The organism is Undibacterium sp. GW821-FHT11B02 (genome assembly GCF_058808955.1).
Map to the genome: position 1 here is coordinate 547,020 of NZ_JBXASD010000001.1, position 14,655 is coordinate 561,674.

General features: G+C 52.0%; 14 protein-coding genes. 3 read left to right on the plus strand and 11 right to left on the minus strand.

What is annotated here, in order from left to right; genetic code table 11:
* Positions 1–18 precede the first annotated feature (18 nt).
* Positions 19–1,176 (plus strand): iron-containing alcohol dehydrogenase, encoded by a 1,158-nt coding sequence (locus AC1RVX_RS02345; RefSeq protein WP_493214957.1) that lies wholly within the window; start codon positions 19–21, stop codon positions 1,174–1,176.
* A gap of 68 nt (positions 1,177–1,244) precedes the next feature.
* Here AC1RVX_RS02345 and AC1RVX_RS02350 read toward each other — a convergent pair whose 3' ends face one another.
* On the minus strand, positions 1,245–2,639 hold the full coding sequence (locus AC1RVX_RS02350) for a YncE family protein (RefSeq protein WP_493214958.1): 1,395 nt from the start codon (positions 2,637–2,639) through the stop codon (positions 1,245–1,247).
* A 28-nt stretch (positions 2,640–2,667) separates the two neighbouring features.
* Positions 2,668–3,111, minus strand: a complete 444-nt coding sequence (locus AC1RVX_RS02355; protein ID WP_493214959.1) for a DUF305 domain-containing protein — start codon at positions 3,109–3,111, stop codon at positions 2,668–2,670.
* A 150-nt stretch (positions 3,112–3,261) separates the two neighbouring features.
* Between AC1RVX_RS02355 and AC1RVX_RS02360 the strand changes: the two genes are divergently transcribed.
* Positions 3,262–3,942, plus strand: coding sequence for a heavy metal response regulator transcription factor (locus AC1RVX_RS02360; protein WP_493214960.1), 681 nt, complete (start codon positions 3,262–3,264; stop codon positions 3,940–3,942).
* A complete protein-coding gene (locus tag AC1RVX_RS02365) occupies positions 3,939–5,381 on the plus strand; it encodes a heavy metal sensor histidine kinase (protein WP_493214961.1) in 1,443 nt (480 codons plus the stop codon). Before AC1RVX_RS02360 ends, AC1RVX_RS02365 begins: the two co-directional genes overlap by 4 nt.
* On the opposite strand, the gene AC1RVX_RS02370 is transcribed toward AC1RVX_RS02365, so the two are convergent.
* The 9 genes from AC1RVX_RS02370 to AC1RVX_RS02410 all read right to left on the minus strand — a co-directional run bounded on the left by AC1RVX_RS02370 (position 5,371) and on the right by AC1RVX_RS02410 (position 14,609).
* On the minus strand, positions 5,371–6,039 hold the full coding sequence (locus AC1RVX_RS02370) for an O-methyltransferase (protein ID WP_493214962.1): 669 nt from the start codon (positions 6,037–6,039) through the stop codon (positions 5,371–5,373). The two genes, AC1RVX_RS02365 and AC1RVX_RS02370, sit on opposite strands and share 11 nt — an antisense overlap.
* A gap of 172 nt (positions 6,040–6,211) precedes the next feature.
* On the minus strand, positions 6,212–6,622 hold the full coding sequence (locus AC1RVX_RS02375) for a hypothetical protein (protein WP_493214963.1): 411 nt from the start codon (positions 6,620–6,622) through the stop codon (positions 6,212–6,214).
* Positions 6,623–6,746: 124 nt separating this feature from the next.
* Positions 6,747–7,727 carry a branched-chain amino acid ABC transporter permease gene (locus AC1RVX_RS02380; protein ID WP_493215155.1) on the minus strand — a complete coding sequence of 327 codons (981 nt, stop codon included), beginning with the start codon at positions 7,725–7,727 and terminating at the stop codon, positions 6,747–6,749.
* A 13-nt stretch (positions 7,728–7,740) separates the two neighbouring features.
* Entirely contained in the window at positions 7,741–8,625 is an 885-nt protein-coding gene (locus tag AC1RVX_RS02385) for a branched-chain amino acid ABC transporter permease (RefSeq protein WP_493214964.1), read from the minus strand.
* Between the two features lie 315 nt (positions 8,626–8,940).
* Entirely contained in the window at positions 8,941–10,179 is a 1,239-nt protein-coding gene (locus tag AC1RVX_RS02390) for an ABC transporter substrate-binding protein (RefSeq protein ID WP_493214965.1), read from the minus strand.
* 68 nt (positions 10,180–10,247) lie between these two features.
* Positions 10,248–10,967: an ABC transporter ATP-binding protein gene (locus AC1RVX_RS02395; protein WP_493214966.1), complete on the minus strand. Its 720-nt coding sequence runs from the start codon at positions 10,965–10,967 to the stop codon at positions 10,248–10,250.
* Complete coding sequence (locus AC1RVX_RS02400; RefSeq protein ID WP_493214967.1) at positions 10,964–11,737, minus strand: ABC transporter ATP-binding protein; 774 nt, start codon at positions 11,735–11,737, stop codon at positions 10,964–10,966. The genes AC1RVX_RS02395 and AC1RVX_RS02400 overlap by 4 nt, the downstream gene beginning before the upstream one ends.
* 194 nt (positions 11,738–11,931) lie before the next feature.
* Positions 11,932–13,551 carry a GMC family oxidoreductase gene (locus tag AC1RVX_RS02405; RefSeq protein WP_493214968.1) on the minus strand — a complete coding sequence of 540 codons (1,620 nt, stop codon included), beginning with the start codon at positions 13,549–13,551 and terminating at the stop codon, positions 11,932–11,934.
* Positions 13,552–13,571: 20 nt separating this feature from the next.
* A complete protein-coding gene (locus tag AC1RVX_RS02410) occupies positions 13,572–14,609 on the minus strand; it encodes an NAD(P)H-dependent flavin oxidoreductase (protein WP_493214969.1) in 1,038 nt (345 codons plus the stop codon).
* Positions 14,610–14,655: the final 46 nt, after the last annotated feature.

Genomic DNA, 14,655 nt, shown 5'->3' on the forward strand with positions numbered 1-14,655 from the left:
AATGAAAATGAAATAAATATGAACGACTTTGAATTCAGAACCGTCCCTAGCCTGATCAGCCAAACCGGTGCAGCAACGCGCCTGGGCAAAATCATACGCCAGGAATTTCCAGCGATTCAGCATGTACTGCTGGTGACCGATGCCGGTTTCCTGCGTACCGGCTTGGTCCAAGCTGTCATTGACAGCCTGGAAACGGAACGAATTAAAGTCAGTATTTTCTCCGACGTGATTGCCGATCCGCCAGAAGCAATCGTCTTGCAAGCAGTTGGCAATGCACGTGACTTGCAGGTTGAACTTGTGGTCGGTCTGGGTGGTGGCAGCTCCATGGACGTGGCAAAACTCATCGCCATTCTGGCTGGCAGCGATCAAAGCCTGTCCACCATGTATGGCATAGGCAACATCAAAGGCAAGCGTCTGCCACTGATACAAATCCCAACCACGGCGGGTACAGGTTCTGAAGTGACCCCGATCTCTATCGTCACCACCGGTGCCACCACCAAGATGGGTGTGGTCGCACCACAACTGTATGCCGACATCGCCATCCTTGATGCGCAACTGACCACAGGCTTGCCAGCCAAGGTCACCGCTGCCACCGGCATCGATGCCATGGTGCATGCGATAGAAGCCTATACAACAAAGCATAAAAAGAATCCGCTGTCCGACATGCTGGCTGTGCAGGCTTTGAAGTTACTGTGGAATAACATCGACGAAGCCTGCACCAACGGCAGCAACCTGGAAGCAAGGCAAGCCATGTTGCTGGGTGCCATGCTGGCAGGCCAATCCTTTGCCAATGCCCCCTGCGCCGCTGTGCATGCGCTGGCTTATCCGGTAGGTGGCATATTCCATGTACCGCATGGCTTGTCGAATTCCCTGGTCTTGCCGCATGTACTGCGTTTCAATGCCAGCCACGCGTCCGACCTGTACGCAGAACTGGCCGCCATCATCGCGCCAGAAGCCACAGGCACTGCCGAGCAACGTTGCCACGCCATGATCAAGGCCATGGAAGACCTCGCTGTAAGAGTCGGCATAGAAACCCGCCTGAGCCAGGTTGGCGTTACAGAAAAAGACCTGGATCAACTCGCCAGCGACGCCATGCTGCAAACGCGCTTGCTGGGGAATAATCCACGTGAAGTGACGAAGGAAGATGCGCGGGCAATTTACGCAGCGGCTTTGTAAAGCAGAATGTGTAAGGCCGGATGCCGCATGAAAAGCATCTGGCCTTACTTCCTAAGTGTCCCTAAGCGTCAGATTGAATCAAGCAACACCGCATTCGCCTTGTCAACCGGCGCACTGCCTTCCATAACGACAATGTGATTAATGTTGCCAGCACTTTTTCCATCTGCGGCAGCCAACTCCCTGACCGGCCCTATCATCGTGCCGTTCACTGCACCCTTCGCATCCGTCTTGAACACACCACTGACACTGGTTTGCCCATTCACGTACACGCTATAAGTAGTTGCCGCCTTGAGCTTGAACAGCGACACTTCCAGCGCATCGACCACACCCAGGTTGCGTAAGACCACAAAGCCACGGGCATCACCTTTGACTGGCTGCAAACGGATATTGCTGGATTCGCCATTTCCACGCGGCAGCAGATTGGTACTGCCGTCGCCGCTTTCCAGCACATGGGACAAGTACACCAGTGCCTGCGGTGCCTGGCCGCCACCCATATGAGCAATCACTTTGTTGTTGGCAGTATCGATGACTTCCACCCCATCACCATTTTCCAGACCGACATACACATGGCTGCTGTCATCAGAAGTCCAGATCCCATGCGGTAAAGCCCCGGTAGCAATCGTCGCCAGCAGTTCTGCATTCTTGTCGGTCGCATAGACCTTGACCACATTCTCGCCACCTATGCTCACATAGGCCAGGACTTTTCCGCCGACTTTAGCAAAGGCAATATGGTTGGTAATAAAGCCTGTATCAAACACACCGATGACTTCCAGTGTCCTGGTATCGATGCGCGTAACCTTACCCACATCCTTATGTGTCATCCAGATTTCGCGGCCATCAGGCGTGAATTGCAGGAAAGGTGAAAACGGGCTGACGACAGGAATCTTCTTGATCACTTCATGCGACTTAACGTCTACTACATCAACTGCAGCAGTAAAACTGGAAACGACAAAAGCCAATTTCCCGTCTGGATGAAACTGCACCATGCCCGGACCAAGGCTGGTCTGGATACGGCGGGTTTCCTTGAAACTGACAGGGTCTATCACCGACACATAATCTTCGCCACGCACGACCACCCAGACTTCTTTGCCATCCGCGCTAAAGAAACCTTCGTGTGGTGAACGGCCCACATAGCTTGTGCCTTTAACCATGTTGGTAGCAGTGTCGATAAAGCTCACCGCATTCGAGCCATTGGAAATCACCAGCAAGGTTTTATGATCCGGAGAAAAGCCCAGACCGTGCACATTGATCTGCCCCTTGTACAAAGGCGACAGCACGTCCGGACGTGCATTGCCCAGGCGAATCTGCCCAACCAGGGAATTCGTGGCGGGATTGAAGACAGACACTGTATTACTGTTCTGGTCCGCCGTGTACACCCGGTCTTGTGCAGGAGGCAAGGCATGCGCGGATGGCAATAGCAAGCCCATTGCAGCAGCGGCCAATAGATAAGAGGTATTTTTCATGAGATTGATTTTAAAATGGGGAAAGGATTTATTTCTTTTCTGACACATCAGCATGATGTTTCAGCCACGCTTGCATCAAGCGTATTTCGTTTTGCTGTTCCGTGATAATGCCCAGTGCCAGATTGCGGATTTCCGGGTCTTCGGTGTACAGCAGCATGCCTTTCGCCATATCCACCGCACCCTGATGATGCGGGATCATCATGGTGATGAAATCATGTTCCGATACTCCATTCATGAATGCTTGCTGCATACCGTCATCCATAACGGCCATGGCGTCTTCCATAAGCTTGGCGAAAGACTTCGCGGTGCTGGCAACAAACACTGGCAATGGATCTGAAGTCGCGCCAGTACCGTGATGATGATGTGTTTCCTGAGCGCTGGCAGCGGTGACGGACAGGCTGAGCAAGATTACCGCCGTCAACCTGCCTATCGCAGGCCAACAGTACTTGAATTTAAAAGTGGAGTTGCGCATGAAAAACCTCCTTAATAATTGAAAACTGACTCGCATCTTAGAAGACCGATACTGAAATTCTCATGTCTTTTGGATGACAAATTTGTCATCCTGTGATGGCGGGTCAGGATGTAAAATCAATCGCAGAATATGTGCAGAACAGGAATACAAATGACCCTTCTAGTCATTGAAGATGATCAAAAAACCGGTGATTACCTGAAGAAGGGTTTTCAGGAATCCGGCTATACAGTGGACCTGACACGCAACGGCATCGATGGATTGCACCTGGCACTGGAAGGCGAGCATGAACTGATTATTCTGGACGTGATGATGCCGGGCATGGATGGCTGGACACTGATCAGTGCTCTCAGGGCGAAGCGTGATGTACCTGTGATTTTCCTGACCGCCAAAGACCATCTCGACGACAAGATTAAAGGCCTGCAACTGGGTGCCGATGATTATCTGGTCAAACCATTTTCATTTGCCGAACTGCTGTTGCGTGTACGCACCATACTGCGGCGTGGTGTAGCGAGGGATACCCGTGATGCCGACATCTTCCAGATCGGCGATTTGCAATTTGATGCCATCAAACACAAGGTTACGCGGCAAGGTGTACAGATCGTACTGACCAAAAAAGAATTCATGTTGCTGCACTTGCTCATCAAACGACAGGGTGAAGCCCTGTCCCGTTCGGTGATTGCATCCCAGGTATGGGACATGAACTTTGACAGTGATACCAATGTCGTCGATGTGGCGGTCAAACGCCTGCGTGCAAAAATCGACGCGCCCTTTGAACAAAAACTCATACACACCGTGCGCAGCATAGGCTATATGTTTTCGGACCAGCCATGAAGTTCTGGAACAACTGGGAACTGCGCTACCGGGTCGCTGCGCTATTTGGCTTGGTGGCCTGTCTGGTCATGGCCGGACTGGGTTTCTACCTGTATGCCTCGGTCAGGCAAGCCATGGAAATGCGCGCCGACTACACCCTGATAGGCAGGGTGGAACACTTCCGCAGTCTCTTCCATGACCTGTACGACATCAAGCAGATGGAAGAGCGCCCAGGCTTGTTCGAAAGCATGCTCGGCAATGAACAGGATGTGCGCATTTTCAAACGCGTTGGTGACGCGCCGTTTATACAGGTGAACCCGGGCAAACTGACCCCGCCAGCCATGTCTGCCGTGCCGGTAGGAACAACCATCAGTATAGGCACCCTGCGCACCGGGCAAGCAGACGATGGCGTGCGTGTGCGCTGGGTGTCAGCGCTGGCGATGCTGGGTACCAACAAGGATACGATAGAGATCACCGCCGCCTATGTCATGACACAGGAAACCAGGGTGCTGTCCACCTACCTGTATAGCATCATGGCCGCCGTCGCCCTGACCGCCCTGCTGACCACGGCACTGGCTTTTATCATCTTGCGGCGTGGTCTGCGGCCAATCAAACTCATGCATGACAAAGCGGCAGAGATCACACCGGCAAAATTGTCCGTGCGCTTTGGCATGCAAGACGCCCCTCCAGAATTCCGTTCACTGACACGGGCCTTTGATGCCATGCTCGACAGGCTGGAAAAAGGCTACCAGCATCTGAACCAGTTTTCTGCTGATCTTGCCCACGAAGTGCGTACCCCCGTCAACATCATGATGGGCCAGTCACAGGTCGCCCTGCGCCAAGCCAGAAGCGAGGCAGAATATGAGCAACTGCTGGAATCCAATGTAGAAGAATTATCCCGCCTGGCACGCATCATAGAAAACATCTTGTTTCTCGCGAATGCCGACCAGGAAGCCGTCGTCGCTGACCAGGTAGAAATTGATGTAGTGACTGAACTGGAAAAGATCGTCGAGTATTTCGAACCCTTGGCAGAAGAAAGGCAGATGCGTTTTGATGTCATGGCAAATGGCAGTATTTTTGCCAATCTCATCATGTGGCGCCGCGCCATCAACAACCTGGTATTGAATGCCATACGCTATGGCAAATCCGGTACGACAATCCAGTTGATCAGTGGGCAAAATGAAGCGGCTGGCACCATTTCTGTCACCAATCAATGTGATGCCTCAATGCCTGTGGATACTGACCGCATGTTCGACCGATTTTATCGCGGTGACGCGTCACGCAGTGTGTACACAGAATCAAATGGCTTGGGTTTATCCATCGTCCGCGCCATCATGCAACTGCATCATGGCGCGGCCAGTGTGACTTATCTTTCGCGGGAAAATAGCATCTGTTTCAAGCTGGAGTTTCCGGGCAAAGAATTAAACAACAGCAAGCTGCGATTCCAGTTCAGGCCGTAACAACAGCCATGGAAAACCCATCAAAGCCTTTGCTGCCCACAGTCTGTATGGCAGTCGCTGACAAACGCGGGTTAGCGGCCATCAGTTCAAAGAAGCGGCGTACACCTTGCACATTGGTATCCTGACTTTCCGCATCAGCCACCGCGCCATTGCGCACTACATTGTCACCGATGATGACGGTACCCGGACGTGACAGCTTCAGCGACCATTCCAGGTAATGCGGATTATTCGGTTTGTCGGCATCAATAAAAATGAAGTCGAAAGGGCCAAGGCCTTCCTGTTCCAGTAAAGGCAAGGTATCAAGTGCCTTGCCGATACGGATATCGACCAGATGCGACACCCCTGCCCTGGCGATATTTGCCGCAGCGATTGCTGCCGCCTGCGGATTCGCTTCCAGCGTAATGACACGACCACCTTCCGGCAGGGCGCGCGCCAGCCAGATGGTGCTGTAGCCGCTCAGGGTACCAAATTCGAGTATCTTGCGTGCACCCTGCATCTTGACCAGCAGGTGCAAAAACTTGCCCTGGTTGGGTGCCACATGATGTTGCGGCAAACTGGCAGCATCACTGTCCGCCAGCGCCTGCGTCAGCGTCGTGTCGTCGGGGATCAGGGTGTCACAGAAATAATTGTCAACAGCAGACCAGGTGGCTTGGTTCATAGTTGAAACAGGTGAATGATGGAAAGCATATTCTGGCATAAATCAGCAGCGTCGGAGAAAAGTCCCGCAACAAAATAGCGTGAGTTCAGCACAAGCCTGTGTAACGAATGCAGGTAAAGCAAGTAAGACAAACAATTTCTCTTGCCTCAGAAAATAAGTCGTCGATTTATTGTTATCGCTTTTTGTTAAAACCCGCAGCTTGTGCAAGCATCTCCAGCACTTCATTGGTGCTTTTGCATTTTGCAAGTTCGATGGATAGAGAGTCACCATATGTCAAACACTGCACTGCCTGTTTGATCAGCATAAAGTCCATGTCACGCAAACTTTCTGCGGCTCCCAAAGATACTTGTTTGTCTGCCAGGAAAAACATATTGATCAACAAGTTTGCTTCGCGCACTACAGCACCATCTCCCAGAATATACGCAAGTCTCTCTTGCCATTCTATGCTTTGCGAACTCCAAAGAACTGAGAGTTCTTGCCATTCACACTCGTCAAAATTTTGCAAAGTATGCATAGAAAATTGGTAGCCATCGTCATACCAGTAGTCAACGCTAAGATCATCTATAAAAGCTGGGGCTATCATGGGAAAAGAGTATCAATTAAAAAATAATATCTGTGTTCGCATTCTTGCATAAATAAATCCTCGAGCAACAAAACAAAAGCCCCGCAATTTACATTGCGGGGCTTGCATAGCCAAGCTTCTAAAATCAACCGGCCTTAGTCTTAGGAGTCCGCCCGACAAAAGCAATCAGCTCACCCACGATCCCGCGCCGGAAAGCCAGCACGCAGACGATGAAAATCAAGCCGGTAACGATAGTGACGGAATCCCCGATACCGCGAAACCATTCTATGGTCGTGACATCTGCCAGCAGGTTGCCGAGCTCGCCCAATTTGTTTTCCAGGGCGATGATGATGACGGCACCAACGATAGGGCCTACCAGCGTGCCCAGACCGCCCACCAGGGTCATCAAGACCACCAGGCCAGACATGGACCAGTGTGCGTCCGTCAGCGTCTCTGAGCTGAATATCAGCGTTTTGGTGGCACCAGCCAGGCCAGCCAGGGCGGCAGACAAGACAAAGGCCAGCAATTTGTATTTATCCACGTCATAACCGAGCGAAATCGCACGTGGCTCATTTTCCTTGACTGCCTTCAATACCTGGCCAAATGGAGAATGCACCGTACGCATGATGATGGCAAAGCCGGCGATGGCAATCGCCAGCACCAGATAATACAGATTCAGGTCCACTGTCAGATCAATCATGCCCAGCAGCTTGCCGCGCGGTATGCCTTGCAAACCATCTTCGCCCCCCGTGAACTTGGCCTGTAAAAATACAAAGTACAGCATCTGCGCCAGGGCCAGCGTGATCATGGTGAAGTAAATGCCCTGCCGCCGTATCGCCAGCATGCCCATCAGCAAACCGATCAGCGCCGCAGCCCCTACCCCAAGCAAGATACCCAGTTCAGTCGGCAAGCCAGCATCGCGCAATGCCCAACCTGTGATGTAACCGGCACCACCGAAAAACGCCGCATGCCCAAACGACAGCAAGCCGGTAAAACCAATGAGCAAATTGAAAGCGCAGGCAAACAGCGCAAAGCACAAGAGCTTCATCAGGAAGACGGGATACACAACAAACGGTGCTGCCAGCAACAACGCAAAAGCGATACCGTATCCAATTTTTTTATTCATCATAGGTGCTCCCTTATTTTTCTTTACCGAACAGACCGGCAGGGCGGATCATGAGCACAATCGTCATGACGATAAACACCACGGTGGCCGACAGTTCAGGATAAAACACCCGTGTCAGCCCTTCGATAATGCCCAGCCCAAGACCGGTCAATATCGAGCCCAGAATCGAACCCATGCCACCAATCACCACCACGGCAAAGACGGTGATGATGAGGTTGGAGCCCATCAGTGGCGACACCTGTATCACAGGTGCTGCCAGCACACCGGCAAAGGCCGCCAGTGCCACGCCGAAGCCGTAGGTCAGGGTCACCATCAGCGGCACATTGACACCAAATGCTTCCACCAGTTTGGGGTTTTCGGTACCGGCACGCAGGTAGGCACCGAGCTTGGTTTTTTCAATCACAAACCAGGTGGCAAAGCACACCACCAGCGAGGCCACCACCACCCAGGCCCGGTAATTCGGCAGGATCATGAAACCCAGATTGGTCGCCCCTGTCAGTGCTTCAGGCACCGAATACTGCTGGCCCGATACGCCATACACTGAGCGGAACAAACCTTCCAGCAGCAGGGTGATACCGAAAGTCAGCAACAGCCCATACAGGTGATCCAGCTTGTACAACCAACGCAGCATGGTCTTTTCTATGATGACGCCAAACAGGCCGACCAGCAAAGGCGCAGCGATCAGCATCACCCAATAATTGATGCCAAAATAATTCATGCCCATCCATGCGAGGAAAGCCCCCATCATGTACAACGCGCCGTGAGCAAAGTTGATTACATTCAGCAAGCCGAAAATCACGGCCAGCCCAAGAGACAGCATCGCGTAAAACGAGCCGTTAACCAAGCCCAGCAAAAGCTGACTTAGCATCGCCTGTAGCGGAATACCAAATATTTCCATGGCACTCTATATAAAATGACCCGATGATGCACGGGTGGGTGAAAAGGGGAAAGACCTCTCAACACAGAGACACGGAGACACAGAGAAGAGCAATTCTTATTGGCAAACTCTGTTCATTCTTCCTGTCCATCTGACTAAGAGAACTTCAATTTCTACAAAGTCGAAGCATCCTTTTTAAAGGATGCTTCACGTAAGTAAAACAACGGCAATTTTGAAATTCAATTATCGGAATGCAGAGCAAGGCGCAAAACATAGCAATACTTTAGTATTGCGAGGCTTTGCAACGCCGCTATGCGCCCGAGAATTGGATTTCAATTATTTCCAGAGGGCGCATTTGGATTCGGCTTTGGTAGTAAATGCCTGTTCACCCGGAATAGTCTGTGCCACCTTGTAATAATCCCATGGCTCTTTGGATTCGGCATTCGACTTCACCTGCATCAGGTACATGTCATGGATCATGCTGCCGTCACCACGGATATAACCGTTTTTGGCATACATGTCATTGACCTTCATGCTCTTCAGTTTTGCCAGGACTTTGACGGTATCATCAGAACCGGCAGCCTTGACCGCATTCAGGTAAGTCAGGGTGGCAGAGTAATCAGCGGCCTGCAGGCTGGACGGCATTTTTTTCATTTTTTCAAAATAGCGACGCGACCATTTGCGTGCTTCTTCGTTCTGGTTCCAGTACCAGCTATCGGTCAAGTACATGCCGCTAGTGGCATTCAGGCCCAGGGAATGAATGTCATTGATAAACATCAGCAAACCAGCCAGTTTCATGGTCTTGGTAATGCCGAATTCATTCGCTGCCTTGACTGCATTGATGGTGTCACCACCAGCATTGGCCAGACCCAAAATCTGCGCCTTGGATGCCTGTGCCTGCAACAGGAAAGAAGAGAAATCAGAAGCTGACAAAGGATGTTTGACCGACCCTGCCACCGTACCACCGTTGGCTTTCACCACGGTGGCGGTATCACTTTCCAGCGATGCACCAAACGCATAATCGGCGGTCAGGAAATACCAGCTCTTGCCACCCTGTTTGACAACCGCAGAACCTGTGCCTTTGGCCAGCGCCACCGTGTCATACGCATAGTGAATGGTATGTGGGGTGCATTCTTCATTGGTCAGGCGGGCAGAGCCTGCACCGATGGAGATAAAGACTTTTTTCTTTTCATTGGCCACTTTGGACATGGACAAAGAGGTACCTGAATTGGTACCACCAATCAACATATCGACGCCGTCACGGTCAAACCATTCCTGTGCTTTGGCAGAGGCGATATCTGCTTTGTTTTGGTGATCGGCAGTAACCAGTTCAATTTTCTTGCCCAGTACCGTACCACCAAAATCAGCAATTGCCATGCGTATGGCTTCAGCACCGCCTTTACCATCGATATCAGAATACAGACCGGAAATATCAGTGATGAAACCGATTTTGACCACATCACCAGAAACCTGCGCATTGGCATTCACTGCAAAGCCAGCCAGTGCGGCGGTTACAGCAAGACTTGTTGCTTTCAATTTCGCTGACGTTGCGAATTTTGCGAACTTTGTATTCATGCGTCTTCTCCAATCACTTATTATTTGATCTGCGGCACCGGGACGGCACTGCAGTTTGCCCAATTTACCTACACACCCAACAACTCATTCAAGACCGGCATTTTTTCCTGCAGTTGCGCAGCTGCAAAACTTTCGACGATCTGCCCGTGTTCCATGACATAAAACCTGTCCGCCAGCGGAGCAGCAAAGCGGAAATTCTGTTCGACCATGACGATGGTATACCCCTTGGCTTTCAGTGTCGTGATCATGCGCGCAAGCGTCTGCACAATGACTGGCGCCAGGCCTTCGGAAATTTCATCCAGCAACAACAACCTGGCACCCGTGCGCAAGATACGCGCCACCGCCAGCATCTGTTGTTCACCGCCCGACAGGCGCGTGCCTTGACTGTTTTTACGTTCTGCCAGATTGGGAAACATCTCATAAATTTCTGCCACCGACATACCCTTGTTATCTTTCGACACAGACGGAGGCAACATCAGGTTTTCTTCTGTGGACAAGGACGAAAATATCCCCCGTTCTTCCGGGCAATAGCCAACGCCCAGATGGGCCACCTTGTGGGTTGGCAGGTGTATCGCCTCTTGCCCATTGATCTTGATCGAGCCCTTGCGTGCACCAGTCAGACCAACAATGGCACGCATGGTGGTGGTGCGCCCGGCACCGTTGCGCCCTAGTATGGTCACGACTTCGCCCTGGTTCACCTTCAGGTTCACATCATGCAGGATATGTGATTCGCCATACCAGGCTTGCAGGCCGGTAATTTCCAGTGCGGCATTATTTGCAGCGCTCATGCGTGCGCTCCTTCCAGTTCGCCACTGGTGCTACCCATATAGGCTTCCATGACTTTGGGATTGGTCGACACTTCGGCATACGTACCTTCTGCCAGCATGGCACCTCGCTGCAGCACCGAGATCTTGTCACAAATACCGGACACCACACTCATATTGTGTTCCACCATGAGGATGGTGCGGCCAGCCGACACCTTCTTGATGAGCTCTGTCACGCGATGTACATCTTCATGACCCATGCCCTGAGTAGGTTCATCCAGTAGCATCATCTCGGGTTCCATGGCCAGCGTAGTAGCAATTTCCAGCGCACGCTTGCGGCCATACGGCAAATCCACGGTAACGGTATCGGCAAAAGAAGTCAGATCAACCTCGGTCAACAATTCCATGGCGCGGGCATTCAGCTGGTTCAGCGATTGTTCGCTTTTCCAGAAATGGAAAGATGTGCCCAGCTTTCTTTGCAAGCCTATGCGCACGTTTTCCATCACCGTCAGGTGCGGGAAAACAGCTGAAATCTGGAATGACCGTATGATCCCCTGCCTGGCGATCTGAGCCGGTTTGGCCGAGGTAATATCGCTGCCATTGAACAGGATTTGTCCCGAAGTCGGGACAAGAAATTTGGTCAACAAATTGAAACAGGTAGTCTTGCCGGCACCGTTAGGGCCGATCAGGGCGTGGATATGCCCACGCTGTACCTGCAAATTAACATCGCTTACAGCAGTGAAGCCCTTGAACTCTTTGGTCAAGCGCTTTGTCTCCAGGATGACGTCGGTCATCTCTTCTCCTTATTGTCTGGCTTATGGTTATTAGTCCAACGCGACAACACTTCCTTAATATATGGAATGTGGAAGTTTTTTATATTAGCTTTTTATAGTACCCAGCAAACCGATATCTAAACAATACGGTATAACTACTATAGGGGTCCGCACGCCCTGTTCCCAGCCAGAAAAATCCCCCTTTTTAACTTCTTTCAGGCGCCCAATATACTCCTCGCCGCCTTCTCTGCAATCATCACAGTTGGTGAGTTGGTATTACCTGAGGTTATAGTCGGCATAATAGAAGCATCAGCCACGCGCAGACCCGCTATGCCAATTACCCGCAAAGCACTGTCGACCACTGCCCCAGTATCGTTGATACGGCCCATTTTGCAAGTACCGACCGGGTGAAAAATCGTCGTCCCTATGTCACCAGCGGCCCTGGCCAGTTCTTCTTCCGTCTGGAACTGTGCGCCTGGCTTCATTTCTTCAGGCGTATATTTTTGCAGGGATGGTGCAGCGACAATCTTGCGCGTCAACGTCAGGGAATCTGCCGCTATCTTGCGGTCTTCTGGTGTCGTCAGGTAATTCGGCACGATTTTTGGCGCTGCAGATGCATCATTGCTGGCAATCCGCACATGGCCGCGTGAAGTCGGGCGCAGATTGCACACACTGGCGGTAAACGCCGGGAAATCATGCAGAGGGTCACCAAATTTTTCCAGTGACAAAGGCTGCACATGGTATTGCAGGTTGGGTGTAAGCTGGCTGGCATCTGAACGGGTAAATGCCCCCAGTTGCGATGGTGCCATCGACATCGGGCCACTCTGGAACAAGGCATATTCCAAACCTATGCGCGCCTTGCCCAGCAGGCTATTGGCCATCTTGTTGAGGGTTTTTGCGCCACTGATTTTAAATGCAGAACGGATCTGCAAATGATCTTGCAGATTGCCACCGACACCCGGCAATTCATGCACCACAGCAACACCGGCCTGTTGCAAATGGCTGCCATCACCAATGCCTGACAATTGCAGTATCTGCGGTGAACCTATGGCCCCTGCCGCCAGCACAGTTTCTTTCATGGACTCGGCGAACCAGCTACGGCCACCTCCGACAAATTCCACTCCTGCACAACGCTTGCCCTGTTCGCCATCCTTGATACAAAGTTTTTGTACCTGGCAACCAGTCATGATGGTCAGGTTGGGTCTGTCCGCTGCCGGTTTCAAGAACGCCTTGGATGCATTCCAGCGCACACCACGTTTCTGGTTAACGTCGAAATAACCACAACCTTCGTTGTTGCCACGGTTAAAGTCATCACTTTTTGGTATGCCAACCTCTGCTGCCGCCTCGCGGAAGGCATCCAGGATTTCCCATGACAACCTTTGTTTTTCCACCCGCCATTCACCGCCACTGCCATGAAATTCTGCATTGCCGCTATAGTGGTCTTCGCTGAGTTTGAAAAGCGGCAAAACCTGATCCCAGCGCCAGCTGTCGTCACCCGTCAGGTCTGCCCATTGCTGGTAATCCCTTTCCTGGCCACGCATATAAATCATGCCATTAATGGAGGAACAACCACCCAATACCTTGCCACGTGGATAGATCAGGCTGCGGCCATTCAAACCTGCTTCAGCCTCGGTGCGGAACATCCAGTCGGTACGCGGATTATTGATACAGTACAGGTAACCAACCGGGATATGTATCCACACATAATCATCCTTACCACCCGCCTCGATCAGCAAGACTTTGTTGTCCGGGTTCTTGCTCAGACGGTTCGCCAGCACGCAACCAGCCGTACCGGCACCGATGACGATGTAATCGTATTGTCCTGCTGCTTCCATACTGTTTTCCTTATTTTTCGTTAATCCTGCATTTCAGCAAGCAGGGTTGTCATCAGCTCAGCTACTGTCAAATCTCTTGCTGCCGCCACACCCTGGCCAGCCCACATCGACATCAGGTCAGTGTTGCCTGCTTTTGCCGCTGCTGCCCGTATGGCACCAGTCAAGGCATTCTGTATCGGGTAAGCCGGCACCTTGTCGGCGACTGCTGCCATAGCCTGCATAAAATGGTTATCCAGGCCACGCGCAATACGCCCGGAAAAAGCACGGGTCTGTCGTGTGGTATCGCTGCTGTTTTCCAGCAAGCGCTGTTTATAGGCCGGGTGGATGGCTGATTCCTTCGTCGTCAGGAATGCCGTCCCCATCTGCACTAATTGCGCCCCCGCCTGCAGTGCCTGTTTGATCTGTTTGCCATCCATGATGCCGCCTGCTGCAATCAACGGTACATGGATATGCGGTTTGCATGCCTCCAGCAGCGCGAACAGCCTCAAGGTTGAATCTTTTTGAGCACCGATAAAGGTACCTCTATGACCACCAGCTTCCACGCCTTGCAAACAGACCGCATCCGCACCCATGGCTTGCCAGACGATGGCCTCCTGCACATTAGTGGCGGTACCGACAACCAATATGCCAGCATCATGCAGGCGTTGCAGCTGGCTGCCGTGCAATACATCAAAAGTAAAGCTGGCAACCGCCGGGCGCGCCGTGATCAGGGCATCCAGTTGTTCTTCAAAGTCTTCACACCAGCGTGTCGGTGTCGGCAGCGTGTCCCAACCCAATTCCTGGCATACCGGCTGCAGCAATAACTTGGCCGCTTCCAGTGCCGCAATATCGACCTGTGGCCGGGTTTGTACGAACAGGTTGATGGCAAAGGGTTTGTCCGTCAGTCTTCTGATGTGTTCAGCCTGTTCTATGATGGCCAGTGGCGTCAGCAAGGGGGCCGCGAGGGAGCCCAGGCCACCGGCATTCGACACTGCAGCCACCAGTTCGGGCGTGGTGGTACCACCGGCCATGGGGGCCTGGATGATGGGGTGAGGGCAGAGGGTTTGCATGGGGGACATGAGAGGGCTCCGGGTTGGGTGTTAATTAAATGGTTTGCGTTAAGGA